This window comes from Chryseobacterium sp. JM1 (genome assembly GCF_000737715.1).
GTDB lineage: Bacteria > Bacteroidota > Bacteroidia > Flavobacteriales > Weeksellaceae > Chryseobacterium.
This window is the reverse complement of record NZ_JPRN01000002.1, coordinates 100,381-126,661: the sequence shown is the minus strand read 5'-3', so window position 1 is coordinate 126,661 and position 26,281 is coordinate 100,381. Positions and strand designations below refer to the sequence as shown.

18 protein-coding genes are annotated in these 26,281 nt (G+C 39.9%); 4 read left to right on the top strand and 14 right to left on the bottom strand.

Features of this window, described 5'->3' with window-relative positions; all coding sequences use genetic code 11:
- Positions 1–155: 155 nt before the first annotated feature.
- The 14 genes from nadC to IW22_RS02740 all read right to left on the bottom strand — a co-directional run bounded on the left by nadC (position 156) and on the right by IW22_RS02740 (position 19,846).
- On the bottom strand, positions 156–1,016 hold the full coding sequence (gene nadC / locus IW22_RS02805) for a carboxylating nicotinate-nucleotide diphosphorylase (protein ID WP_034724004.1): 861 nt from the start codon (positions 1,014–1,016) through the stop codon (positions 156–158).
- A 12-nt stretch (positions 1,017–1,028) separates the two neighbouring features.
- Positions 1,029–2,600 carry an L-aspartate oxidase gene (gene nadB / locus IW22_RS02800; RefSeq protein ID WP_034724002.1) on the bottom strand — a complete coding sequence of 524 codons (1,572 nt, stop codon included), beginning with the start codon at positions 2,598–2,600 and terminating at the stop codon, positions 1,029–1,031.
- 29 nt (positions 2,601–2,629) lie between these two features.
- Positions 2,630–3,256 (bottom strand): NAD(P)H-dependent oxidoreductase, encoded by a 627-nt coding sequence (locus IW22_RS02795; protein WP_034724001.1) that lies wholly within the window; start codon positions 3,254–3,256, stop codon positions 2,630–2,632.
- A gap of 130 nt (positions 3,257–3,386) precedes the next feature.
- The gene (locus tag IW22_RS23495; protein ID WP_051890976.1) at positions 3,387–5,645 is read right to left on the bottom strand and encodes a T9SS type B sorting domain-containing protein; all 2,259 of its coding nucleotides are present in this window, start codon (positions 5,643–5,645) and stop codon (positions 3,387–3,389) included.
- 245 nt (positions 5,646–5,890) lie between these two features.
- Positions 5,891–8,143, bottom strand: a complete 2,253-nt coding sequence (locus IW22_RS23490) for a lectin-like domain-containing protein (protein ID WP_051890973.1) — start codon at positions 8,141–8,143, stop codon at positions 5,891–5,893.
- Between the two features lie 159 nt (positions 8,144–8,302).
- Positions 8,303–8,779 (bottom strand): ribonuclease HI, encoded by a 477-nt coding sequence (gene rnhA, locus IW22_RS02780; protein WP_034724000.1) that lies wholly within the window; start codon positions 8,777–8,779, stop codon positions 8,303–8,305.
- A gap of 86 nt (positions 8,780–8,865) precedes the next feature.
- Entirely contained in the window at positions 8,866–10,455 is a 1,590-nt protein-coding gene (gene dnaB, locus IW22_RS02775) for a replicative DNA helicase (RefSeq protein ID WP_034723999.1), read from the bottom strand.
- 389 nt (positions 10,456–10,844) lie between these two features.
- Positions 10,845–12,962 carry a T9SS type B sorting domain-containing protein gene (locus IW22_RS02770; protein ID WP_034723998.1) on the bottom strand — a complete coding sequence of 706 codons (2,118 nt, stop codon included), beginning with the start codon at positions 12,960–12,962 and terminating at the stop codon, positions 10,845–10,847.
- A gap of 105 nt (positions 12,963–13,067) precedes the next feature.
- Positions 13,068–15,203, bottom strand: a complete 2,136-nt coding sequence (locus tag IW22_RS02765; RefSeq protein ID WP_034723997.1) for a T9SS type B sorting domain-containing protein — start codon at positions 15,201–15,203, stop codon at positions 13,068–13,070.
- 91 nt (positions 15,204–15,294) lie between these two features.
- A complete protein-coding gene (locus IW22_RS02760; protein WP_034723996.1) occupies positions 15,295–16,530 on the bottom strand; it encodes an MFS transporter in 1,236 nt (411 codons plus the stop codon).
- Between the two features lie 93 nt (positions 16,531–16,623).
- Positions 16,624–16,986, bottom strand: a complete 363-nt coding sequence (locus IW22_RS02755; RefSeq protein WP_034723995.1) for a hypothetical protein — start codon at positions 16,984–16,986, stop codon at positions 16,624–16,626.
- 69 nt (positions 16,987–17,055) lie between these two features.
- Complete coding sequence (locus tag IW22_RS02750; protein ID WP_034723994.1) at positions 17,056–18,555, bottom strand: GH3 auxin-responsive promoter family protein; 1,500 nt, start codon at positions 18,553–18,555, stop codon at positions 17,056–17,058.
- Between the two features lie 434 nt (positions 18,556–18,989).
- Positions 18,990–19,271 (bottom strand): hypothetical protein, encoded by a 282-nt coding sequence (locus tag IW22_RS02745; protein ID WP_034723993.1) that lies wholly within the window; start codon positions 19,269–19,271, stop codon positions 18,990–18,992.
- 182 nt (positions 19,272–19,453) lie between these two features.
- Positions 19,454–19,846 (bottom strand): hypothetical protein, encoded by a 393-nt coding sequence (locus IW22_RS02740; protein ID WP_034723991.1) that lies wholly within the window; start codon positions 19,844–19,846, stop codon positions 19,454–19,456.
- 256 nt (positions 19,847–20,102) lie between these two features.
- On the opposite strand from IW22_RS02740, the gene mfd reads away from it, so the two are divergent.
- The 4 genes from mfd to IW22_RS02720 all read left to right on the top strand — a co-directional run bounded on the left by mfd (position 20,103) and on the right by IW22_RS02720 (position 26,218).
- On the top strand, positions 20,103–23,471 hold the full coding sequence (mfd, locus tag IW22_RS02735) for a transcription-repair coupling factor (RefSeq protein WP_034723990.1): 3,369 nt from the start codon (positions 20,103–20,105) through the stop codon (positions 23,469–23,471).
- A gap of 322 nt (positions 23,472–23,793) precedes the next feature.
- Positions 23,794–24,648, top strand: coding sequence for a hypothetical protein (locus IW22_RS02730; protein ID WP_228383982.1), 855 nt, complete (start codon positions 23,794–23,796; stop codon positions 24,646–24,648).
- Positions 24,649–24,651: 3 nt separating this feature from the next.
- Positions 24,652–25,467: a hypothetical protein gene (locus IW22_RS02725; protein ID WP_034723988.1), complete on the top strand. Its 816-nt coding sequence runs from the start codon at positions 24,652–24,654 to the stop codon at positions 25,465–25,467.
- A gap of 7 nt (positions 25,468–25,474) precedes the next feature.
- Positions 25,475–26,218 (top strand): hypothetical protein, encoded by a 744-nt coding sequence (locus tag IW22_RS02720; RefSeq protein ID WP_034723986.1) that lies wholly within the window; start codon positions 25,475–25,477, stop codon positions 26,216–26,218.
- The last annotated feature ends 63 nt before the right edge of the window (positions 26,219–26,281 follow it).

The window sequence follows — 26,281 nt, the reverse complement described above, 5'->3', positions numbered from 1 at the left end:
AACTAATATTAACTGTATGTTAATTTTTACTCAATCTTAATAAGAATTAAAATACTGATTATCAATGCTATGTATAAAAATTGAATTTTAGCATGAAAAAAATCATATTATTGAGTTTTTAATAAACAGGGGCTGTTTTTGTTAAAAATACAACGCTATTTCACTGCTTTGAGACTCAAATCTATATTTTCAGCAGAGTGGGTAAGGGCCCCGGCAGAGATATAAGTAACGCCTGTGGAAGCGATTTCTTTTAACATTTCGCGGGTAATTCCACCGGATGCTTCAGACTCACAAGATCCATTGATCATCTCTACCGCCTGCTTCATCATGGGTACGCTCATGTTGTCAAGCATAATTCTGTCCACTTTTGCTTTGATAGCTTCTTTGACTTCTTCGAGATTTCTTGTTTCAACCTCAATTTTTAACTTTTTCTTGCTGTTTTTAACATAATCTTTTGCCATTTTCACAGCATTCGTAATGCTTCCGTTATAGTCAATATGGTTGTCTTTCAACATAATCATATCATATAAGCCATATCTGTGGTTGGTTCCGCCACCGATAGCTACTGCCCATTTTTCACAAACTCTGAAATTCGGAGTTGTTTTTCTGGTGTCGAGAAGCTTTGTTTTAGTGCCTACCAATCTGGAGTCCCAGTCGTGGGTAAGGGTAGCGATTCCGCTCATTCTCTGCATACAGTTCAGGATAAGTCTTTCCGTGGAAAGGATGGATCTTGCACTTCCGGTTACGATCATTGCGACGTCACCTACTTTGGCAGCTTCTCCATCTTTAATGAAAGTTTCCACCTTTAAATCCTTATCAAAAGTTTTAAAAATAATTTCCGCCAGCTCAACCCCTGCTAAAATACAGTCCTGCTTCACCAGAAGTTTAGCGCTCTGCTCCAGATCTTTCGGAATGGTAGAAAGGGTAGAGTGGTCGCCATCCTGAATATCTTCCTCTAAGGCATTTTTGATGAACGTTTTTAATACTTTATCGGTTGCGTAGCTTGGTCTTTTCATTATGGATGTTTTTTAGACTAGATCTTTATTATAAAATGCGCCCTTGTTTTCCGTCATCTCCATAGATTGGGTAATGATGAGGTGGGCAACTGTTGTCAGGTTTCTCAATTCAGATAACTGCGGTGACAAAATGGAGTAGTGATATATTTCATCAACAGCTGCAGCGATTTCCTGGTGTTTTTGCAGGGCCATAGTCAGACGTCTGTTGCTTCTTACGATACCTACCAGATCACTCATCATTTCCTGAAGCTGTTTTCTGAGGTAACTCACGATCACCATTTCATCCATGATCTTCATGCCTTCCTCATTCCATTCCGGAACAGCTTTGAGATCATCGAAATTGAAATTGTTTTCTTTAAGTAAATCAACGGTTTTGATTGCGGCATTGTGTCCGAAAACCAAACCTTCCAGTAAAGAATTTGAAGCCAGTCTGTTCGCGCCATGAAGTCCTGAGTTGGTACATTCACCTACAGCAAAAAGATTTTTGATAGAAGATTGCCCGTCACGGTCTACTTCGATACCGCCCATCAGATAATGGCAGGCAGGAACTACAGGGATCAGTTGGGTAAAAGGATCAATTCCTTCTTCTCTGCATTTCTTATATATATTCGGGAAGTGCTCCAGGAATCTTTCGTGATCCATATCGCGGCAGTCGAGGCCGGCATATTCATCTCCTGAAATTTTCATTTCGTTGTCGATGGCTCTGGCTACAATATCTCTTGAGGCTAGTTCTTCACGCTCATCATATTTGTGCATGAATTTTTCGCCCTTTTTCGTTCTTAATTTGGCACCATCTCCTCTTACGGCTTCAGAAATAAGGAAAAGCATTCCATTAATCTTGCTGTACAGAGCTGTCGGATGAAACTGGTAGTACTGCATATTCGAAACCTTACCTCTGGCACGGGCTACGAAGGCAATTCCGTCTCCGGTAGCAATGGTAGGATTGGTCGTGTTCTTGTACACATGTCCCGCTCCTCCGGTAGCTGCCAGTGTGATTTTCGAAGTGATTTTTTTGATGGTCTTTGATTTTTCATCAAGGATGTAGGCTCCGTAGCAATTGATCTCACCTTCGTTCACTTCTTTCCCGGGAACGTGGTGTTGCGTAATGATGTCAATAACGTAATGGTGATCAAGGATTTCAATATTCGGGCTGTTTTTCGCCGTTTCCAGCAGAGCTCTTTCAATCTCGAATCCTGTGATATCTTTATGGTGAACAATTCTGTTTTCAGTATGGCCACCTTCTCGTCCCAAAGCGAATTCTCCGTTTTTCATGTCAAAGTTGGCGCCCCATTCTACGATCTCGTTGAATCTTGCGGGAGCTTCTCTTACGACCATTTCTACAACGTCGCGTTTGTTTTCTCCGTCTCCGGCACGCATAGTATCATCGATGTGTTTCTCGAAATTGTCATTCTTAAAATCGGTGACTACGGCCAGTCCGCCCTGTGCATATTTAGTATTGCTTTCGTCTTCGTCTGATTTTGTTACGATGATGATTTTAGCATCAGGGAACTGTTCAGAAACTTTAATGGCATAGGAAAGTCCCGAGATGCCGGAACCGATTACTAATACATCCGCTTTTATCATATGCTTGCTTTAGGTACAATCGTTTAATATTAAATAAATTTAAACAATTTTTCGTTTGGTTTTCTTACTTTTTTCATGTGCTGGAAATGATCTTCCTCAGAACGGTAGCCTAAAGCGAGGGTAACGGTTACTTTTTCTGTCTCCGGATTGATGTTGAGAATCTCTTCTATCATATCCTGGCGGAAGCCTTCCATGGGGCACGAGTCTATATTTTCAATAGCAGCGGCGTACATCAGATTCGCCAGTACGATATAAGACTGCTTTTCTGCCCAGTTGAAAATTTCATCCTGTGTTTTTTGAACAATGTGCTGATTAATGCTTTTCCTGAACAGATCAAGTTTCTCAATGGGAGTTTCCCTTACCTCGGAAATGTGATTGAAATAGCCATGGATATAGCTTTCGTCAATGGTTTTCTTTGAAATAATGACAATGAGGTGAGAGCAGGTGGAGATCTGCGATGGATTATAGAAAGCCGGAATTAATTTCTGTTTCATTTCGTCACTTTCCACTACCAATACTTTATAAGGCTGAAGCCCAAGCGAACTGGCAGACAGTTTTCCTGACTCAAGAATGTTGTACAAAGTGTCTTGAGGAATGATCTCGTGATTAAATTTTTTCACAGAATATCTTCTGCTTAAAGCTTCCAAATAATTCATAGGACAAATTTAAGAATTGAATATGAATAAAGAGCTTTTAAAATGAAATATCTCCCGTTTGAAAAAACAAAAAAGGATCACGCCAAATTTGACGTGATCCCGGGGTATTTAAAAAATAATCAATTTCAGTTTATTCCCTGTTTTTCACCATAATCCAACCTGAGAATTTGATAGGGGTGTTCTTGCTGTTATTCTCATTCCATGTGATAGAATACCAGTAGTTTCCGGTAGGCACTTTCTTGCTTCCGTTGGTAGTTCCGTCCCAGGTGTATCTGTTGGACTTGTCTGCCTGGAACATTTTATATCCGTATCTGTCGAAGATTCCGATTTCCAGATTTTTTTTGTTGGCCAACGCTGAATAGTCTATGATATCATTCACCCCGTCTCCGTTTGGAGTAATAACGTTGATCAGATTAGGAACCGTAATATTAATTTCGATAGGCTCGCAATCATAACTGTCCTTTACAAAGATCTTGGTTTCGCCTCTGGCAACATTGGTGAAGACATTGGAATCCTGCCAGTTTACATTATCCATTGAATATTTGTAAGGAGGAGTTCCGCCGTTCACAAAAGCAGTGACTGTGCTTCCTGAGATATCTATGCTCGTCACAACAGGCTGTTCCGAAGCATATACTTTTACCGTTTGTAAGATCGTACAGTCTCCGGTTTTCAGTTTTACCCAGTACGTTCCAACGCCTACATTGTTGATGGCCTGTGTAGTAGCGCCTGTGCTCCATATATATCCGGTGAATCCAGGTCCTGCGTCCAGTGTGGTTTTATCTTCAATACAGATGATTTTATCTTTTAATACGCTGGAAAGAGTCGGTGCGATAACAGTAAGGGTAACTTTTGCAATTGAATAACATCCCTGTGCGTTAAATACTTTTACATAAATTACTCCCGATGGGGCGGTATAGGTGGCGAAATTCAAAATTTCATTCGTTCCGCCTACAGCATCAGCCATAGATGGATAATATTTTTTAGGTGCTGTTCCGGCAATGACCGGAGCATTGGCTAAGTTGAATGTTCCCAGTGACGGATTGGTCTCAAGGAAACATGTTCTTAAGGAAGCATCCGTAACAACGACAACCGGGTTAAGATTCAGAGTGACTTTTGCATTGCTGACACACCCCTGAGGAGTTGTTACTTTGGCAAATAGTACTGCTGCTCCCGATGCATAAGCCGTAGGATTAGGAATCTGGTTGATTCCTGCATTCAGGTCAAACATCGTATTGTAAAACTGCATCGTACAGCCTGGAACCGTTGTCAGAGCGGCTGTTGTAAGGTCAAATGTGGCTGTCCCTGCATTATTATTGTTACAGCCTGTCAGTGTGGCATCTGTAGCGGCAAATGGTGTAGGATTAAGCTGTATGACGCCATCACCATTATCACAGAGCGTAGAACTCGGGTCTTTGATGACGACCTTAATTGTAGTATTCCCTGTGTATGGGAAGTTGGTAGGGTTCGTGATAGGTGTTGAACTTCCTAAAACATAGTAAGTGAATACATAGTTTGCAGGATTGTTCACAAACTGTGCATTGAAAGAAGTCAGATCCACAGATCCTGCTCCTGTTGCCGGATTCGTACACACAAACGGAGTAACGGTGGCGTTCAGGATGGGAACTTTATCTACAAAAACTTTTACATTCTTGATCGAATGTCTCGCACTCGCACCTCCCGTAGCGGCTGAGAAACCGAAATATCCCTGAGACATTCCTATGGCTCCTCCCGAAGGGGCAAATGACTGGTCAACAATAAGGACACCGTCAAGTTTAATTTTAATGATCCAGTTCGTAGGATTCGTGAGGTCTGTTTCTCCGTTTACTTCTACGTGTTTATAGGTAGGCCCTACGAAAGGCTGTGTCGTAATAAGATCCGGAGAATGAAATGTGCTTCCGGGAGTTGTGTTGTATTCAATATTATTTCCGGCGGTATCATTGGTTCCATACAGTAAATGTATTTTACTCATCTGGCCTTCTGTGGAATTGTTGAAAATATCAAATCCTACCATCAGTCCTGATGCGTTCGCCGGAATTCCAAGCCCACCCCCGGATACAAATCCTGTTGGAGGATTCACGAGATACCAGAATGTAAATCCGTCACCACGCCCGAACTGTGTGGTTCCGTTTCCATCGATCCTGAAGTCGAATTCTACCTTCCATTTGTCACAATAGCTTAATGTGATGGGGGTAGCCAGTTTTACAGCACCGAAAAGGCTGGTATTATCTGTGGTAAGACGGATGAAATCGTTTTCCACAACTGCGTTGGAAACAAGGTCCCAGCCTGTGGTATTGACAGGGTTTCCGGCCAGTTGATAGGTCTGTGAGAACAGCTGTCCTGAAAAGCCTAAAAAAATAAATAAATAGTAAATGAGTAGTTTTCTTTTCATGAAGCGATTGGTTTAAGGTTATTGATATAAATATATTTATTTTGTTTGTGACTGTATAATGAATAATTGTCAATTGTTTGGTTAAATTTGTCAATTTAAAGTTAATTTTAAACGAATAATAAAAACATTAAAATGATATTGCGCTTTTCTTGTATTGGGTTAAAAAATACATAAGTAATTCGTTTTAGGTTTATATTATTAAAAAAAATCACTCCAGGGAAAGAGTGATTTTTTATAATAGAAGATTATTCTCTGTTTTTCACCAACACCCAGCCTGAGTATTGGGTAGCGGTATTATTCTTGTCATTTTCATTCCAGGAGATAGAATACCAGTAAGTTCCTGTAAGGACCTTCTTGCCGGAAGCAGTTCCATCCCATTTGAAGTTTCTGATTTTGTCAGCTTCGTAAAGTTTATTACCATATCTGTCATATACGATGAATAAAAGATTTTTCTTATAAGCCAGAGCAGAATAATCAATAAAATCATTTACATTATCGCCGTTTGGAGTTATCGCATTGATCAGGTTTGGAACGGTGATCTGTACTTCAACAGGTGTACAGTTGTAAAAGTCTTTTACGAAAACTTTAGCTTCCCCTCTGTGAAGTCCTGTAAACGTATTCGAATCCTGCCAGTCTATACCATTCAGTGAATATTTATAAGGCGGGGTGCCTCCTGAAACATTGACCGTTACTGTGGTATTGTTGATGTCGATGCTTGTTACCACAGGATTGGCAGAAGCAATCACTTTTACCATTTGGGTTGTAATACAGTTTCCTGTTTTTAATTTTACCCAATAAAGACCTACGCCAACATTTTGAATTGAAGGTGTTGTTGCGCCGGTGATCCATTCATAGCCGTCAAAACCGGGACCTGCATCCAGATTGGTTCTTCCGTCTACACAGATTATTTTGTCTTTTAAAACTGAAGACATTACTGGCGGTAATACGTTAAGATTTACTTTTGCCAGTGCAAAACAGTTATTGGAGTCCGTTACTTTTACATAAATCGCAGTGCTCACAGACATGTACTGAAGCGGATTGACAATCTCATTGGTTCCGGCTAAAGCATCTGCTACAGAAGTATAATATTTTTTGGTGAAACCGCTGGTCAGGGTTGTTACATTAGCAGAAGTAAGGTCAAATACGGCACTCGTAATATTGTTCTGTATAAAACATGAGCGCAAAGTGACTTCTCTTACAGGAGTTTCCGGTAAAAATGCCAGGGTGATTTTTGCATTGCCCGTACAGCCAAGTGGTGTAGTTACTTTTACATAAACGCTTCCCGGCGCAGAAGTATAGGTGGCCGGATTGGTAATTTCATTAGTTCCGGCATTCAGGTCAGCAAGTGTTCTGTAGTATTTTTTGACTACAGTAAGTCCGCCGGCTACATCCGCAGCGTTAAGGTTGAATAATCCGTTTCCTGCTTTATTGTTGTTACAGGCCAGTAAGGTTTTATCCGTAAGGAGAAGAGGAGCAAGGACAAGCTGTATTTTTCCGTCAGGATTATCACATAATATTCCTGCATTATCCTTTACCACTACAGTTACCGTAGTATTTGCATTGAACTGGAAATTTGTAGGAGTTGTAATGGGAGTTCCCCCTTGAAAATAAGTAAATGTATAATTGGAAGGGTTGCTTACAAACTGAGAATTAAAAGTCGTTAAATTAACAGACCCGAATCCTGTTGACGGATTTGGGCAGAAAGACTGTGTAGCTGTAGCCTGTAAAATAGGAACTTTATCCGTGTAAATTTTTACATTTTTAATAGAATGTCTGGATCTCGCACCTCCTGTAGAAGCCGAAAACCCGAAATAGCCAATCGTCATGGCAGCTGCGGTGCCTGAAGGGGCAAATGACTGATTACAGATCAATGTTCCGTCAATCGTAATTTTTACAATCCAGTTCACAGGATTGGCAGGATCTACCTGAGCGGTTACTTCAACATGTTTATAGGTGGCTCCCTGAAAAGGAAGCGTTGTATTCAGATCCGGTGAGTGGAAAGAACTTCCTGCGGTATTGAAAAACTCTACGTTGTTGGTATCTGAAGTGTTGGCTACCTGTCCGTAAGCGACATGTACCTTACTCATGGTAGCGGTCGTCGTATTGTTGTACGTGTCAAATCCTACAATAAATCCTACGGCATTCTGGGAAACTCCAAGACCAGAACCCAGTACACTCGCAACAGGAGGATTGGCCAGATACCAAAAGGCAATACCATCTCCGTTGGAAGTTTGGTTGGAATCCATTCTGAAATCGAATTCCACTCTCCATTTGTCACAGTATTTTAAGTTGATCTGATCATTCAGACGTATAGATCCGGATTGATTGTTGGTATCCGGGGTAAGCTGGATAAAATCACCATTTACCTGCGCGGGATTCACCATCGTCCATCCTGTGGTGTTCACCGGATTTCCTGTTAACTGATAGGTTTGGGAAAACATTCCTCCAGACAAAAAGATCAGAAGGAGGGAAATATAAGACAGTAAAAATTTATTCATTGAATTGGGATTACTTTTAATTAGATGGTGTAAATATATTAAATCCCAATTAATTTATGCGTGTTTAATGTTAATTTTACTGAATATGATAACAAATTTTCAATAAATGATGCGATATGCAGGTGAATATTGAATGTTGTGAATATGAATTTAGATTCATTAAAAAAGAGAGTTACTCTCTAAACCTTCGAAATAAGAGTCGATTTCAAGATCAGATGAGTTGGCGGCAGCTACGGCAAGTTTATCACAAAGTTCATTTTCAAAATGTCCCGCATGACCTTTTACCCAGTGCATTTTTGGAGTATGCTTATTGTACATCTCGATGAATCTTTTCCAGAGGTCCGGGTTTTTTACATTTTTCCATCCTCTTTTGATCCATCCTGCGATCCACTTCTGATTCACGGCATCCGCTACATATTTGCTGTCTGTGTAAATGTGGATGTCGTTCTCCGAAGACTTTAGTTTTTCCATGGCGGAGATCACGGCCAGAAGTTCCATCCTGTTGTTGGTGGTTTTTCTGAAACCTTTAGAGAATGTTTTCTGATAGTTTTTTTCAGGAACACGCATGAGAATTCCATAGCCTCCTTTTCCGGGATTTCCGCTGCATGCACCGTCAGTATATATTTCTATTCTCAAAAGTTCTGGTATATATAAAATCAGTATTCCGCTACAAATAGCGTACAGAATACTGAGCTGTTATTTAATTTAAAAAGATTGGTTTTCTAGAACGGGAAATCATCATCGTCATCGAAATCGTTCATAGAAGACCCGGAAAGTTTTGAGCTGTCCGGAAGATCAAATGCTGCACCCGGCTGGATGGTAGTCTTAATCTTATCAAAACCACTCGGTTCATTAGATCCGAAATTAGAAGGGTAACCTCCCATACCGCCATCTAACGCAGCTTCAATGTCACCAAATTTAGCAAAATGTTTTAAGAATGATAATCTTACATCGGCTGTAGCACCATTCCTGTGTTTTGCAATGATCAGCTCGGCCTGGTTTTCCGTTGGGGTTTCCGCACCTTCTTCGTCATTATCCCACACAGCAATTTTATAGTATTCCGGTCTGAAGATAAAAGATACGATATCCGCATCCTGCTCAATCGCTCCGGATTCTCTCAGGTCAGAAAGCTGAGGTCGTTTTCCTGGACGGGCCTCCACACTTCTCGACAGCTGGGAAAGAGCAATTACCGGTACGTTAAGTTCTTTAGCAATCGCTTTCAGTGAACGTGAGATCATAGAGATTTCCTGTTCACGGTTTCCGACTCCTTTTCCTCCGCCTCCTGCTGTCATCAGCTGAAGGTAGTCGACCATGATCAGCCTAACGCCATGCTGCATCACCAGTCTTCGGCATTTTGCACGGAAGTCGAATATAGAAAGGGAAGGGGTTTCGTCAATAAATAGCGGTGCATTTTCCAGTTCGGATACATTGGAGAAGAGTCTCTGCCATTCTTCATCATCCAAAGTTCCTTTTCTCAGTTTTTCGGAAGAAATTTTCGTTTCGGAAGCAATCATCCTGGTGATCAGCTGTACAGATGCCATCTCGAGAGAGAACAGCACCATCGGAATTTTGTGACCTACAGCAATGTTTCTGGCCATAGACAGAAGGAATGCTGTTTTACCCATCGCGGGACGGGCGGCTATAATGATGAGGTCGGAATTCTGCCAACCTCCGGTTTCTTTATCAATATCTCTGAATCCTGAAGGAACACCGGAAAGTCCTTCCTTGTCCTTCAAAGATTTGATGGTGTCAATGGCCTGTTTTACCAATGAGTTGGCCGTGTCAAATCCTTTTTTGATCGTACCGTTCGTGATCTCAAAGAATGACTGTTCTGCTTTGTCCAAAAGTTCAAATACATCCGTAGATTCTTTATAGGAAGAATCAATTACGTTGGCAGATACATTGATCAGACTTCTTAAGATATATTTTTCAAGGATGACACGTACGTGGTATTCAATGTGGGCAGATGAACTTACACCCATGGTAAGATCAATAATATAATGATCTCCGCCGGCCTGGCTTAATTTATCTTCTTTCTTTAGTTCCTGAATGATCGTCATAAGATCGACAGGGTGGTTGCCTTCGTAAAGTTTTAAGATCGTAGCAAAAATGACCTGATGTCTGGGATCGTAAAATACTTCCGGGGTAAGAAGGTCGATAGAGTGGTCAAGCCCTTTCTTGTCAATAAGAAAAGTTCCTATCACCAGTCTTTCAAAATCTACAGCATTGGGTGGCATTTTTCCATCCGCAATAGACAGTTCTCTTGCAAAGTTTCCGTGTGTAAGGGATGATAATGTTTCTTTCTGCGCCATGATGCAAAGATAGTTTATTTAAAAAAAATAATTAAAAAATAGTAACTAACAAGTTATCAGCATTCCTCCGTACGATGCCGTGGACAGAAAGTATGAGAATGTTAGTAAAAAATGGGGATCAAAAATAGAAAAATTTCAATTATTTCTGCTTGATTGGATGAAAATTATAAGTTTTTTGATTTAGATATCAGAGGTCAGACGTGAGGTTTCAGATTGCGATAAAGGAATGTGAATAGTGAATTTTGCTTCGTGAAAGTCCTCCAACTCCGGGACCTATTCCAAATAACTCATAACGCATAATTAATAACTTTTCAAACCAGTATCCCGTGACCTGTAAAAAAAAAGACTGCCGTAACTGGCAGTCTTTTTCTTTTGATATAAGAATAGATTTATTCCTTATTTTTTAACAGTATCCATCCTGAATATTTCGTTTCGGTACTGTTTTTATCATTTTCGTTCCATGAGATCGTATACCAGTAAGTTCCTGTAGGAATTTTTTTACCTGAAGCGGTTCCGTCCCATTTGTAATCTCTCATTTTGTTAGCCTCATAAAGTTTGTTTCCATATCTGTCGTACACAATGAAAACAAGGTTTTTCTTATAAGACAGAGCAGAATAATCAATCTCATCATTGATCTTATCTCCGTTTGGAGTAATGGCATTGATCAGATTCGGTACAGTCACTGTAATCTGGATAGGGTTACAGTTGTAAGAATCCTTTAAGAAGATCTTATTGTCTCCTCTAGGAAGTCCACTGAATGTGTTCGCTGCCTGCCACGTAATACCATCTAATGAATACATATAAGGAGAAGTTCCTCCTGAAGCATTCACAGTGATCGTGTTGTTGCTGATATCTACAGAAGAGATAACCGGTTGTGAAGATGCAAAAACAGTTACGGTCTGTAGTGTAAAGCATTTTCCAGTTTTCAGTTTCACCCAGTATACCCCGATTCCTACATTGCTGATGGTTTGCGTAGTGGCACCGGTGCTCCATTCGTATCCATCAAATCCAGGTCCTGCATCTAATGTTGTTTTAGCTTCGGCACAGATCGTTTTGTCTTTTAGAACTGCAGATTTTACAGGTGGAAGAACTCTTAATGTGATTTTGGCAATATCATAACACTGATTAGCGTTGGTCACTCTTACATAAACTTCAGTACTTGTTGTAATGTAAGCATCCGGATTCGCAATAGGATTCGTTTCGGCTTTGGCATCGTTTAGTGTTTTATAGAATTTACTTGTTTGTCCTGCTATTGAACCTACGTTAACTTTTGTAAGGTCAAATTTAGCCTGCAGGATGTCGTTTTCTATATAACATTCTTCAACCAGTACATCTCTTAGCGTGACTACCGGATGGAATGATAATGTAATATTTCCTACAGCAGTACATCCAAAAGCAGAAGTTACTTTTGCATAAACCGTCTTCTGAGCAGAAATATAATTGGTAGGACTGGTGATCTCGTTGGTATCAGCATTCAGATCAGCCATGGTCGGATAGTATTTTTTTGTACCGCCGGTGAATACATCTGCCGTGGTAAGGTCAAACTTTCCGGTTCCCTCACCGTCATTATTACAGGCAAAAATTGTAGCATTCCTAGCCGTGATGCTGGCATTTACAAATTTAAACTTCCCACTGATGAAGCATTTATTGACCACATTGTTAGGGTCGTCGGGATCCAGATATCGGATTCTGTAGTAATAATCGGTTGTTGCATTTACCGTTGCAGTCGTTAGAGGATTATTCCCTGTTACCACATCATTGGTGTCGTTATGGTAAGTAACTTTAAAGTTAGGGCTGTTTCCATTGATGATACCTGCAGTAAGGGTATTAAAATTAAATTGTGAAGGAAGTCCGCATACCATCACCGTTGTAGGATCGGTTGGGGTAGCTCCCGGAATTCCTGGTGGAATAAATGGATTAGGAGCCAGAGTTGGATTGTTAAATGCAGAGCTCAAGGTAGCAGTACCACCCCAGATTAACCTAAACCCATCATCAGAATTTCTGTGATTGTCTATAATAAGATAATAGGTTTGTCCTGCGAGTACGTTCATGTACGGGCTCCATTCTCCCTGGTTGCCTCCGGTTCCGTTTCCATTGGGAGTTGCAGGTGGTGGCACGGTCAGGCTTAGTCCGGTATTTCCACTGGCAACAGTACCCGTATAGTTACATCTAAGGGGTGTTACAAAAGCGTTGCCGGATTGTAGCGAGGTGCATCCGTTGGAAGTTGGGCCGTATACTGCAAAATCGTAGTCGTCAGAATTCACGTTGGCATCAATCACAAATGTTAATGTTCCAGGTGTTGCTATCGTAAAAGTATACCATACTGAGCGATTTTCATTGATGGCCAGACATCCGTTTGCCGACAGATTTTCAGCAATATTTCCATGATCCAATGGGGTATAGTTGATGTCCGAGTTTCCACAGAGCGGAATAGCTGTAACGCAGTCGGACTGTGCATAAAACACCTGCGCTACAAATAGAATTAAAAGAAGTAATGTTTTTTTCATGTTTAAAATGATTTTTGTGAAACAAGATTTGAGAAAAATATAGTTATCAGCATTTATGTTGAAAAAAAACCGCCCCGTAGAGCGGTTTTCTGTTTTTTATAATGATTATTCTCTGTTTTTTACCATTACCCATCCTGAAAACTTGAATGGTGTATTCTTTTTATCATTTTCATTCCACGTTACAGAGTACCAGTAAGTTCCGGTAGGAATCTTTTTCCCGGCTACGGTTCCGTCCCACTTATATCCGTTAGACTTATCCGCCTGATGGATTTTTGTACCATATCTGTCAAAGATACTCAACACAAGACTTTGTTTTCCTGATAATGCTGAATAATCTATCACATCGTTTACGCCATCTCCGTTTGGAGTAATCACGTTGATAAGGTTTGGAACCAGAACTGTAATATCAATCGGCTCGCAGTCATAAGCATCTTTTACATATACTTTGTGGTCACCTCTTGAAATATTGGTGAATACATTAGAGTCTTGCCAGTTGATATTATCCATAGAATATTTATAATCTGGAGTTCCTCCTATAACATTCACTGTGATTGTAGTGTTTGAAATATCAATGCTTGATACCACAGGTTGCTCAGAAGCATATATTTTTACTTTCTGCAGTGTGATACAGTTTCCGGTTTTTAATTTAACCCAGTAAGTTCCTACAGCTGCATTATTAATAGCCTGTGTAGTAGCTCCCGTGCTCCATTCGTAACCGCTGAATCCAGGTCCTGCATCCAGTGTCGTTTTATCCTCGATACAGATGATTTTATCCTTTAAAACGCTTGAATAAACTGGACCCATTACAGTCAGTGTTATTTTTGCAATATTATAACATCCCTGTGCGTTAAATACCTTCGCATACACTACGCCTGTAGGAGCTGTATAGGTAAGGAAGTTTAAAATTTCGTTCGTTCCGCTTACGGCATCTGCTACAGACGGGTAATATTTTTTCGTTGCTGTTCCTGCAGTTACCGGCGCGTTGTTAAGGTTAAATACGCCCAGTGAATGATTGGCTTCAATGAAACACTCTCTTAAAGAAGCATCAGTTACCGCTACCAACGGATGGAATTTCAGGGTGATTTCAGCAGTTGCCGTACATCCGAATTCATTGGTGGCTTTTACAAATATTTTTCCTTCCGCAGATACAAACTGGTATATAGTAGGGCTTGTAATTTCATTCGTTCCTGCATTTAGGTCGAACATCGTAGGATAATACTTTAACGTATGGCTGGGTAAAGCGCCAATCGTAGCAGTCGTAAGATCATACATTGCTGTTCCTGAGTTATTATTACTGCAACTTGTAAGCGTAGCATTGTTTAAAGTAAAGCTTCCGTCCTTGAATTTGAATTTGCCTGTAATAAAACAGCCGTTCATAGGATTTGTAGGATTCGTCGGATCCTGATAGGCAATCCTGTAAAGGTAAGTGGATGTAAAGTTGACGATCTCCGAAGTAACAGGGTTTGCTCCTGTAATCACATCATTGGTTGTTTTATGATAGCTTACTTTGAAGTTGGCGCTGTTACCGTTAATAATTCCGGCGCTAAGTGCCGTAAAGTTGAAAGGGGTAGCCAGTGAACATACTGCAATTTCATTCGGGTTAGCAGGGTTTGCTGCAGGCTGTCCTGGTGTTACAAACGGAAACGGAGCTAAAGCCGGATCGTTGAATGCAGAGCTTAAGCTTGCAGTACCTGTCCATGTCAGTGAGAATCCATCCGGTGAACTTCTGAAGTTATCTACGACAAGGTAGTAGGTCTCGCCGGCCTGTACAACCATATGAGGGCTCCATTCCAGCTGGTTTCCTGCGCTACCATTGGTGTTGGGAGGTGGCGGAGGAGGTATCGTTAGAAGTAAGCCTGTGTTTCCCTGAGAGGCACCTGTACCATTGTAATTACACCTTAAAGGCGTTACGAAAACGTTAGCGTTGTTCAAAGAAGTACAACCGTTTGTCGTGGGGCCATAAACCGCAAAGTCATAATCATCGGTGTCTATGTTAGGGTTAATGACAAACGCTAGCGTTCCTGAAGTTGCTGCTGTAAATGAATACCATACTGAAAAGTGTTCATTTTCAGTGTCATTCAAACATGAGTTGGCACCAATACCTTCGAGGATAAGTCCAGGTCCGGAAGGGGTATATGATATGTCTGAGTTTCCGCAGACAGATATTGCACTAATACAATCTGACTGAGCATATAAGATGCGCGAGCAGATGATTAGAAAAACGAGTAATGCTTTTTTCATAAAGGGGGATTTAAAAAAGACAAATATAAAAAATTATTAAAGTTAATTTAAAGATTTTGTGATATATTTAATAGAATGAGCATATTATTGCCTAATAATTCATTTTCCTCAGCTTGGGATTGGTACTTGCTACTAAGAGTGCTACGAGTACCGTCATGCTTCCCCCGAACACTACAGACCGCACTACGCCTAGTAACTTTGCCATCAGCCCACTTTCGAATTGCCCCATTTCATTACTGGACATGATGAATATAGAATTTACGCTCAGTACACGGCCTCTGATGTGATCCGGAGTTTTCAGCTGGACAATAGTTCCTCTGATGACCACCGAAATTCCGTCCAGCATTCCGCTCATCACAAGAAATATAAATGAAAGCCAGTACAGCTTTGATAATCCGAAGCCAATGATGCAGAGCCCGAATCCGGCTACAACAACCAGAAGGATTTTCCCCTGGTTTTTTCTTAACGGAACCACAGCCAGAAGAGTGATAATACACATAGAACCTATATCGGAAGCTGCATTCAGAAGCCCGAAACCTTCCGCTCCGGCATCCAGAATGTCTGTGGCAAATACCGGAATCATGGCAACAGCTCCTCCGAAAAGAACAGCAAACATATCCAGACATAGAGCACCCAGAATTTCTTTCGTCTTAAAAATATAGGAAATACCCTCACGCATACTTTCAACCACATTCACTTCCTCTTTCTTATACTCCGAATGTTGCTGTTTCAGCTGCCAGAAGAATAAAGAAGCGACAAATATTAATGAAATAATAACGATCAGTGTCCATTTTACTCCAAAGAACCCGATAAGAAGTCCGCCAGCAGCATGTCCGCATACCGAAGAAATAAGAAAGGTAGCCTGGTTCAGCGTAACCGCATTGGGAAGATTTTCTTTCTTTACGATTTTTGGAATCATCGAAGGGACGATTGGGCCGATAAATGCCCGGGCAATTCCTGTGAAAAATATGACTCCATATATAAAATAGGTGATCTCGTGTCCGTTGAAGTGCATTTCTACATTGAAAAATGCAGGAATCAGCAGCAGACCGATTAGAAAAATATAAGCATAATTACAGATTAAGAGTAGTCTCTTTTTTTCGTTCATATCGATCACATGGCCCGCATAAAGGGCACAGCTTACCGCCGGAATGACTTCCGAGAGACCGATTAGGCCTATTGAAAACGGATCTTTTGTTAATTGATACACCCACCATCCTAATAAAGTAGCAAGCATTCTGAAGGCTAAAACAATAAAAAATCTTCCGGTAAGAAGATTCCTGAATTCAACATTTTGCAATGTTTTTAACGGCGTAAAGGAAATCATGCACAAAAATAGCCCTAAATATTTATTTAAGGCTGTTTATATGCTGTTTTTTTAAATGATAAATCAAATAGGTTCCGAAAGATAAAATCTATTTTAGTCCGCTCTCAGTGAACTGATCACGATCGCTGCAACACCAGCCGCTCCAATGACGGTAGCACCCGCTGTAACTCTTGCTTTGCTTCTGTCTTTTACCGCAGCAACGTTGGATTTAGGAATGATTACCTCTGTACTGTCTTTTTTACCGGCAGTTCCGATAAGGTTTTCAGCATCCGTGTTTCGGAAAAGCATCTTCTGTTTTTTGGAACCATCTTTCATGGTAACTACGTAAACCTTTCCGGCTTGAAGATTAGAATAATTGTTTTTTGAAATGTCATCGCTGTACTTGGTCGTCGCGCAGGATGAAATCACAAATAAAGATGTTAGTAAAGATGATTTTAAAAGTACAGATGCTCTCATTATTATTTTTTATTTTTCCAAATTTATAATTTTTTTCGAATATATGTTTTTTGAATTGAAAAAATATCTTTAAAGTTTGTAAATTTCTAATAGATCTGCAATTTTTCTGTCATTCGCAAGTCTTGGTGTTTTGTTCTGTCCACCCAGTTTACCCTGAGATTTTGCATACTCATGAAACGCATTCTTTTTCAGCGGACTGATATGAAGCGGCTGAAGAATATTTCCCGTAATGAGATCATCATAGTACGTATTTCTCTTGCGGAGTTCAGTGTCCAGCTCATTTCTGAAGGATTCTAAATTTTCAGGTTCCTTTTCAAATTCTATCAGCCATTCATGATACGGAAGTCCCTCAGCCGGGTTCACCTGCGGGGCAAGATGAAATTCTGTAATTTGGGCGGGATGTTTTTCCAGAGCAGCTTTCATCGCTTCTTCCACTTCGAAAGCAATCACATGTTCTCCGAAAGCAGACGTGAAATGCTTCGTTCTTCCACTTACCAGAATTCTGTACGGATTTTTATCAATAAAACGTACGACATCACCTATTGAATAAGCCCATAAACCTGAATTGGTTGTAAGAAGCAAGGCGTAGTCTTTATTAAGTTCCACCTCTTTTATCGTTAATCTTCTGGCTTCCGGGTTCCCATATTCTTCTAACGGAATAAACTCATAGAAAATTCCATGATTCGTTAAAAGAAGCAGCCCTTCTTTGGTATAGTCGTCCTGAAAGGCGAAAAAACCTTCAGATGCAGGAAAGGTCTGGATAATATCAACTTTTCCACCCAAAAGATCCTCCATTTTATCGCGGTAAGGTTCGTAATTAACACCTCCAGTTACCAAAAGCTGGAGATTCGGGAAAAGCTGTTTGATCTTTTTACCATGTTTTTCTGTAAGTTTTTCAAAATACATGATCAGCCATGGCGGAATTCCCGAGATCAGGGTCATATTTTCATGTTCCGTTTCTTCAATGATCTTGTCCACTTTGGCCTCCCAGTCTTCCATGATATTGGTCTTCCAGCTTGGAAGTCGGTTTTTCTGAAGATAAGCAGGAATGTGATGGGCGACAATGCCTGAAAGTCTTCCGGTTTTGATGCCGAAAACTTCTTCCATTTCCGGACTTCCCTGAAGAAAAATCATTTTTCCGTTCACAAAATCGGCATTGTCTTTTTGCGCGATATAATGGAACAGCGCGCTTTGAGCACCGGCAATCTGAAAAGGCATTCCTTCTTTTGAAATGGGAATGTATTTTGAGCCTGAGGTGGTTCCCGAAGTTTTGGCGAAATATTCCGGAGTGTCTGTCCATAGAATATTGGCCTGTCCTTTTTTTACCCTTTCGATGTATGGTTTCAGATCTTCATAGTCGGCGACAGGAACTTTTTCCTGAAATTCCCGGATGGAATGAATGTTCTCAAAATTGTGCTCCCTTCCGAAAAGAGTTTTCTGAGCCGTCTTTACAAGAGACAGTAAAAGGGCTTCCTGATTTTTCTCTGAGTTTTTTTTGAATTCCCCGGTTTTCTGAACATGTTTTTTTGCCCAGACCAGTGCCGCGTTTTTCTTGAAGAAATTTAACATGCCTCAAATTTATAAATAAGTAAGTTCAGTCTCAAAACTTTGGGAATAAAATAAAAAATAAATACAAGTGAATCTATAAGGTTTCGCTGTCTTAAATATGTCTTCAGATTTTTTTAAGCAACAAAAGAATGTTTATAATAATGACTTCTCGCAAATGCTAAGGATAAAGCAGATGAGTAAAAGTAAAAATCTGCATCATCTGGTTAATCTGCGTGAAATTTTAAAATCATGTGATCTGGGATTAATCTCAAAACTTTGGGAGTAAAATAAATACAATCAAACCTATAATAGTTTGTTTAAAATTGACCTTAATTTTCTTAACTTCAATAAACTTTAGTTCATTTTGATCCGGATATAGCATAAAAAAAACCGGCGAATGAGTTTCACCGGTTCTTCGAAATTTGATTATGAAAATAACAACTATATGTTAAAGTTTACTTGTTGGCTTTGTACCTCTTGTCTGGAGTACCGTCTTTTTTAAGATTTTTGTTTTCTTTATACCTTTTGTCCGGTGTTCCGTCTTTTTTCATTTTGACTGCAGGTTGAGCAGGTTGGGCTGGTTTAGCCGTTGCTGCTGGCTGAGCCGTTTTAGCGGCCGGAGCTTTTACTGTTTTTGGCGCGTGATGAGGAGCTGCGGTAGTTGCCGGAGCAGTTTGCTGTGCAGTTGCAAATCCTAGTCCTAATGCTAGTGACATTGCTGTTAATAATTTTTTCATGAGGGTGTATTGTTTATTTTTTCTTGAGTAAAGATATACAAAAAGCGGGCTGAAAAACTGAGATTTAGAACCTTAACTAAAGTTTATTACTGCTTAAAAAAAACTTAAAGCAAACGTTTTGAAAAAAAAATAAGCCTGCTTTCATAATGAAAACAGGCTCAATTGTAAATATGAATGTTGATTTATCGTGTACAGTTTGCAGTCCACGTTTTGCCATCCTTGATGTATAAGATTTTTAATTCATTATTGTCAATTCTTATATATGATGTAGCACTGGCGCCGATCATCACAAGGGTATGGTCACCTGACTGCTGAAATTCCACTCCGTTAAGATCCGGAATACCATTCGAGAAAGCGAAATTATATTTCGTTCCACTGGCGATTTTTGTTACAAAAACACTTCCGTTATCTGTACTGTTGTTGGTAGATCCGTCATTGTAAGAGATGCTTCCTTTGTAGGTTCCTGCGAAGAAATCATTGTTTACAGGATCATCGTCGTTACTGCATGAGGCGAAAGATAATGTGGCCACAAATACCAGCATAAGTACGCCTAAGATTCTGATTGCTTTTTTCATAATACTATTTCTTTAAAAGTTTGATGAGAGTAAAAGGCCAAACACTATGCCATGCAATAAAATGAGAATTTTTTTAACTTTTTATTAGATAAGTTTGTAAAAAATTAAGATTTGGGTATGTATTTAGTTGTTTTGTGTATGTTTTGGTAAAATAAGACTTATCCTGTGAAGAAAAAATTATCCTTACCTTTGTTGAGCATCAACGGTTTCGGAACACTCCCGAAATCGCTTTTGTCGTTTTATACCATTACTATTTATGCAGCTAAAACCTATTCACGAAAAGTTTCTTCCCGATCTTCTTCAGAAAGAATTTGGAAAGGAAATCTTTACTCAGTTAGAAAGCAGCCAGCATATTTCCGTGAAGGGAAGTGCAGGTTCATCGGTTTCCATCTTTGTTGCCGAACTTTTTTTAACGCAGAAAAAAACTGTTCTTTATCTGGTAGATGACAAGGAAGACGCCCTGTACGCCAATACAGAAATGGAAGATTTGCTTGGAAAAGAAAAGGTTTTGTATTTTCCGGCCACACATCTTGAACCCTATCAAGTGGAGAAAACTCAAAATGCCAACCTCGTACTGAGAACGGAGGTTTTAAATAAAATCAATTCCGGGAAGTCACCTAAAGTGATTGTGGCGTATGCAGGAGCATTATCTGAAAAGGTATTAAAGAAAGAAGACTTTAAAGCGATCTCCCATCATATAAAAGTAGGCGACCAGCTGGATTTTGATTTTGTTGATGAATTGCTGAATCATTATAACTTCCAGCAGGCAGATTTCGTTTCAGAACCTGGAGAATTTTCCGTGAGAGGAGGAATCGTTGATGTATTCTCTTACTCTTATGAAAAGCCGTACCGTCTTACGTTCTTTGGAAATGAAGTGGAAAATATCAAAACTTTTGATATTGAAACCCAGCTGTCCATAGACAAAGTAAAAGATTTCCAGTTGGTTTCCAATATGAATTTTTCGGTAACCGGAACACGTGTTTCTCTGCTTCAGCTCCTGCCTAAAGAAAGTTTTGTAGTTTCAAGAAATGGAGCTGTCGGGATGCAGAAGATCAGATCATTTTACGAAAGATCTCTGGAGAAATACGAAACATTAAATAAAGATATTGCCCACAGAAGGCCTCAGGAGCTTTTTATTTCAGATCAGGAATTTCTGTTTGATTTTAAAAAGTTTAAAACCGTTGATTTTGCAGGCACTTCCATGGAAGGGCTTAAAGAACTCACTGAGATCAAAGTGGAGCAGCTTCCACAGCCTTCCTTCCATAAAAACTTTGAACTGCTGATTGAGGACTTGGAAGAAAAGCAGAACGAAGGTTTTGATACCTGGATCTCTTTTTCTACAGAAAAACAGAAAGAAAGATTGGAATCCATATTCGAAGAGCTTGAAAATGAGCTTCCTTTTAAAAGTTTCAGATCTGAGCTGCATGAAGGTTTTGTAGATCATGTACACAAAATTCTGGTCTATACCGATCACCAGATTTTTGACCGTTACCAGAGGTATAAAGCCAAAAATACCTTTGCAAAATCTGAACAGCTTACTCTGAAAGATCTGATGTCTCTGAAAATTGGAGACTACATCGCCCACATCGATCATGGAATCGGGAAATTCATGGGACTGGTTAAAGTAAATAATGACGGGAAAATCCAGGAATGTTTTAAGTTAACCTATAAAAATGGAGACTTGTTATATGTAAGTATCCATTCACTTCATAAGATTTCAAAATATAACGGCCCGGACGGAAAAGAAATTGTATTAAGTAAACTCGGTTCCCCGGCCTGGAAATCATTAAAACAGAAAACAAAAGCGAAAGTAAAACAGATTGCTTTTGACTTGATAAGATTATACGCCGAAAGAAAAACGGCAAAAGGGTTTTCATTTACACCGGATTCTTACCTGCAGAACGAACTGGAAGCAAGCTTTATATATGAAGATACTCCGGATCAGGAAAAAGCAACCATTGATGTAAAAAGAGATATGGAAGCAGATACTGTGATGGACAGGCTTGTTTGCGGAGACGTAGGTTTCGGTAAAACGGAGGTGGCCATTCGTGCAGCATTTAAAGCGGCAACAGACGGAAAACAGGTTGCTGTATTGGTTCCAACAACGATTCTTGCATTTCAGCATTTCAGAAGTTTTAAAGAAAGACTGAAAGATTTTCCGGTGACTGTTTCTTATGTCAACAGATTCAGAACAGCCAAACAGAAAGCAGAAGCGCTGGACGGACTTAAAAACGGAAAAGTAGATATTATTATAGGAACCCATCAGTTAGTAAGCAGCTCGGTTAAGTTCAAAGATCTTGGCCTGCTGATCATTGATGAGGAACATAAATTCGGTGTATCCGTAAAAGATAAACTGAAAACCCTGAAAAATAATGTAGACACACTTACCTTAACCGCGACTCCAATTCCGAGAACGCTTCAGTTTTCACTAATGGCAGCGAGAGACCTTTCGGTGATCAAAACCCCACCGCCGAACAGACAGCCCGTGGATACCCAGCTGATAGGGTTCAGCGAAGAAATTCTTAGAGATGCTGTTTCTTATGAGCTTCAGAGAGACGGGCAGGTTTATTTTATCAATAACAGGGTGGAAAACCTTAAAGATATTGCAGGATTGATCCAGAGACTGGTTCCTGATGCGAGAGTTATTACAGGACACGGACAAATGGAAGGCAAGCAGCTGGAAAAGAATGTCCTTGATTTTATGGAAGGGAAATATGACGTTCTGGTTGCGACCACCATTGTTGAAAGTGGAGTAGATGTTCCCAATGCCAATACCATCTTCATCAATGATGCCCAAAGATTCGGGATGGCAGATCTTCACCAGATGAGAGGAAGGGTAGGACGAAGCAACAGGAAAGCATTTTGCTACCTGATCACACCTCCCTATGACATGATTACTTCTGATGCGAGAAAGCGTCTTGAAGCCATCGAGCAATTCTCAGATTTGGGAAGTGGTTTCCAGATTGCGATGAAGGATCTTGAAATCCGTGGTGCCGGAGATCTTCTGGGTGCGGAACAAAGTGGATTTATCAATGAAATGGGCTTTGAAACCTATCAGAAACTGATGCAGGAAGCTTTGGAAGAATTAAAAGATGACGCAGACTTTGAAAACCTGTTCGATAATGAAGAGGACAGACAAAAGCTGTTTAAATCTGTAAAAGACGTCAATATTGATACTGATCTGGAACTGATGCTTCCCGATTTCTATATCTCAAACACGGAAGAACGACTTTTACTGTACCAGAAAATTGCTGAAATTGATAATGAAAAAGATCTTTATCAGTTTGAACTTGAACTCATCGACCGTTTTGGAGAACTGCCGAAAGAAGCTGTCAATTTATTGAAAAGTGTTGCGCTGAAATGGCTGGCGGCTGATATAGGATTTGAGAAGATCGTTATGAAGAACGGAGTGTTTTTAGGATATTTTCCGGCTAACCCTCAGGATAAATTTTATCAGACAGACAGATTCAGACATATCATCAGTTATTTAACACAAAATCCTGCAGAAGCCCAATTGAAAGAAAAGATCGGGAAAGAGGGAAATCTGCTGATGATGAGAAAAGAAAAGGTGAAAAATGTAGATGAGGTGAATATACTTCTGAAGACTATTATAGGACATAATTAGAACAAACGTACCACATTTTTGTGCTGATAAATTAAAAAGAGATCTGAATTTAAGTTTTCAGGTCTCTTTTTTCGTTAAAAAAGTTTGACTTAAAAATCAAAAAAATGTGGTACTACGCAGGTTTTAACGTGTTTTAAAATCACAGTATAATGATAAAAAATAGTGCTGTATCTACCATTATTAAGGAGTTTGGAGACTGTCGGTCTTTTTAAACGTGAAAAAAAGTAAAGGTTTGTAGTAATAATTCTACTTTTTTGTACAATTAATTCTACACTGTAATCACTTTATTTCTACGTGTTTAAAGGCTTATAAATGGTTTTTTATGAATAAAATCCATACCTTTGCAGCCCTTATTATGAAAAAAATTATCTATTGTTGCGCGACCGGTTTTTTATCGCTTTGCGCCAACGCGCAGGTGGGAATTGGGACAGCTTCTCCTAAATCTACTCTCGATGTCAACGGGAAAATCACCTTAAGAAAAGAACTTAGAGTAGGCGGTACTTCAGATCAGGCAGGAAATGCAGGACTGAACGGCCAGGTTTTGGTTTCACAGGGAGAAGGTTTGCCTCCTGTCTGGAAATCATTGAATGTTTCCTTTATGGAAGAGGGGCAGTACAAATTGATCAATTCGTACCTGTCATCAGATCAGGCAGGTATTACAGACCTTTCAAACGGTATACAGGCAGACAATATTTATAAAAATAATGTAGGTGATGATATTACAGATGTGACAAAAGGAAAGTGGTCTAAAATAGCCGGTCTTGCCAATAATTTTGTCATCAAGAATGGTAAAAACAGACTGACGTATCAGTTTCAGACGGGTATAGAGATGAAGGCTCCGAATTCAGGAACGTCTCAGTCTGTCACCTTTACCTGTGGTGTTTTCAGAAACGGAAAACTGGTAGCAGTACGTCCTGATAAGGTGGTTTCCAATAACAATACTGAGAAATCCGGTATTCAGGATTATATTTTCACCCTGAACTATACAGAGCAGAATGTTCCTGTAGGAACTCAGAAACTTGAAGTGGCGTGTAGAAAAATCAATACTTCCAATCTCAATTCACAGTTTACGGTCGGACGTAATGTTTCCGATACCAATACGGTTTCCAATGCATTTACCCTTGAGTCTATCATGAAAATAGATGTTATTGAATACGTAACTTATAAAAGCAATTAATTGATGAAAAATAGTATATCAATCCTGTTGGTCATGGCAGGACTGTCTCTTTCTGCTCAGGTGGGAATCAATACAGGTTCACCGAAAGCAAAGATGGATGTCAATGGTGATGTCAATTTAAGAAATAAAATCGTTGTTCTGAACGCTCAGGACAATACCCTTTCTCAAGGGAATAATGATCAGATCCTTGTTTCTCAGGGAGTAGGTTATGCACCCATCTGGAAAAGTCTTCGTATTCCGGAATATGAACCGAACAAGTTTTATCTGATATTCAATAACTCCTTTTCAGACAGAGTAGGAGTGAAATTTACCAGCGGAGAACAGTCTACGATCACTGCAAAAAATACAGCTTTTACTAAAGGTGCTGATATTTCCAGTCTTCCCGGATTTAAGAAAATCGCTGGTCTGTCACAGCCTATAAGTGTATTCAGTACAGACAGTAAGACGTATTTTCAGTTTGAAACGGTGGTACAGGCCAATCTTCCGGCCAATGGAACGACGGATATTTCTATAGATTATGCATGTGGTATTTTTGTGGATGACAAACTGGTGAACCTTAGACAGAGAAACTTAAAAGCCAGTAGCGCAACCAGTACTTTCATCACGCATAATCAAATCGGGGTTGTAGCCAATTTGTCTAAAGGACAGCACACGGTAAGTGTTGCCTGCTCAAGGCTGGCCTCTTACAGAACGGACAATGATGTGGTGCTGGCGGTGGGAATCAATGCGGATACCAATATCAACAGCTTTATCGCCCAGTCTTCCCTCAAAGTGGATGTGTATGAGATTCCTCAGGTATTTAACCCAATTATAAATTAATCCAGGCATGAAAAAAATTATTATCATACAATCTTTGTTATGGGCTGTAGTGGCCACTGCGCAGGTGGGAGTCAATACGCCCAATCCTGTTAATATGCTGGATGTAAACGGGGATATCAATGTAAGAAAAGAAGTAAGAACAGGAGGAACAAATCTGTTGAAAGGATCAGCCGGAGCTGCCGGAACTATTCTTCACAACAATTCTGAAATGAATACCAATGACTGGAAAAGTATTAAAATAGCAGACGGGCAGGGGAGTATGTCTGTATTTTCACTGAATACGGTGGCAGATCAGACCGGAGCGGTGTTTTCTTCTCCGAACGGGGTTACCACTCCTTATACGGAGGGTGCGGCTCTTACCAGTGCATGGACGGTTCTGCCCGGAACAAATGATACTTTCTCTATTACGAATGGTGTAAATAAAGTGGTTTTTACTTTCCAGACGACAGCGCAGAAAACAGGGAACAATAATTCATCTTCAGGTTTTGCCTGCGGTGTTTTTGTAGATAACACCCTGAGAGCAGTGAGAACAGATGTATTAATCGGTTCCGAGGGAAGCTACAAGATCTTTAATCTTAATGCTACCCTGACTAATCTTACCCCAAAGAACAATTATACTGTAAAAGTGGCCTGTACCAAGAGAAACCTGAACTCAGGAACATTGGGGATAGGAACAGCAGTCAATGATGAATTTCTGAATAATGAAATGTCACAGTCTGTTTTAACGACTTCAGTATTGCAGCCTTATTAATTTCATAATACAACCTATATAAAAACCTAAAAGCATCATGTTTTTAGGTTTTTTTTGAAAAAA

Excerpts from the sequence above, each read along its gene's own strand:
- IW22_RS02770 (WP_034723998.1), bottom strand. The coding sequence starts at position 12,962 with ATGAAAAAAACATTACTTCTTTTAATTCTATTTGTAGCGCAGGTGTTT.
- IW22_RS02765 (WP_034723997.1), bottom strand. The coding sequence starts at position 15,203 with ATGAAAAAAGCATTACTCGTTTTTCTAATCATCTGCTCGCGCATCTTA.
- IW22_RS02740 (WP_034723991.1), bottom strand. The coding sequence starts at position 19,846 with ATGAAAAAAGCAATCAGAATCTTAGGCGTACTTATGCTGGTATTTGTG.
- IW22_RS23490 (WP_051890973.1), bottom strand. The coding sequence starts at position 8,143 with ATGAATAAATTTTTACTGTCTTATATTTCCCTCCTTCTGATCTTTTTG.
- IW22_RS02760 (WP_034723996.1), bottom strand. The coding sequence starts at position 16,530 with ATGATTTCCTTTACGCCGTTAAAAACATTGCAAAATGTTGAATTCAGG.
- IW22_RS02795 (WP_034724001.1), bottom strand. The coding sequence starts at position 3,256 with ATGAATTATTTGGAAGCTTTAAGCAGAAGATATTCTGTGAAAAAATTT.
- IW22_RS02755 (WP_034723995.1), bottom strand. The coding sequence starts at position 16,986 with ATGAGAGCATCTGTACTTTTAAAATCATCTTTACTAACATCTTTATTT.
- dnaB (WP_034723999.1), bottom strand. The coding sequence starts at position 10,455 with ATGGCGCAGAAAGAAACATTATCATCCCTTACACACGGAAACTTTGCA.
- IW22_RS02750 (WP_034723994.1), bottom strand. The coding sequence starts at position 18,555 with ATGTTAAATTTCTTCAAGAAAAACGCGGCACTGGTCTGGGCAAAAAAA.
- IW22_RS23495 (WP_051890976.1), bottom strand. The coding sequence starts at position 5,645 with ATGAAAAGAAAACTACTCATTTACTATTTATTTATTTTTTTAGGCTTT.
- mfd (WP_034723990.1), top strand. The coding sequence starts at position 20,103 with ATGCAGCTAAAACCTATTCACGAAAAGTTTCTTCCCGATCTTCTTCAG.
- IW22_RS02745 (WP_034723993.1), bottom strand. The coding sequence starts at position 19,271 with ATGAAAAAATTATTAACAGCAATGTCACTAGCATTAGGACTAGGATTT.
- nadB (WP_034724002.1), bottom strand. The coding sequence starts at position 2,600 with ATGATAAAAGCGGATGTATTAGTAATCGGTTCCGGCATCTCGGGACTT.
- nadC (WP_034724004.1), bottom strand. The coding sequence starts at position 1,016 with ATGAAAAGACCAAGCTACGCAACCGATAAAGTATTAAAAACGTTCATC.
- IW22_RS02730 (WP_228383982.1), top strand. The coding sequence starts at position 23,794 with ATGAATAAAATCCATACCTTTGCAGCCCTTATTATGAAAAAAATTATC.
- IW22_RS02725 (WP_034723988.1), top strand. The coding sequence starts at position 24,652 with ATGAAAAATAGTATATCAATCCTGTTGGTCATGGCAGGACTGTCTCTT.
- IW22_RS02720 (WP_034723986.1), top strand. The coding sequence starts at position 25,475 with ATGAAAAAAATTATTATCATACAATCTTTGTTATGGGCTGTAGTGGCC.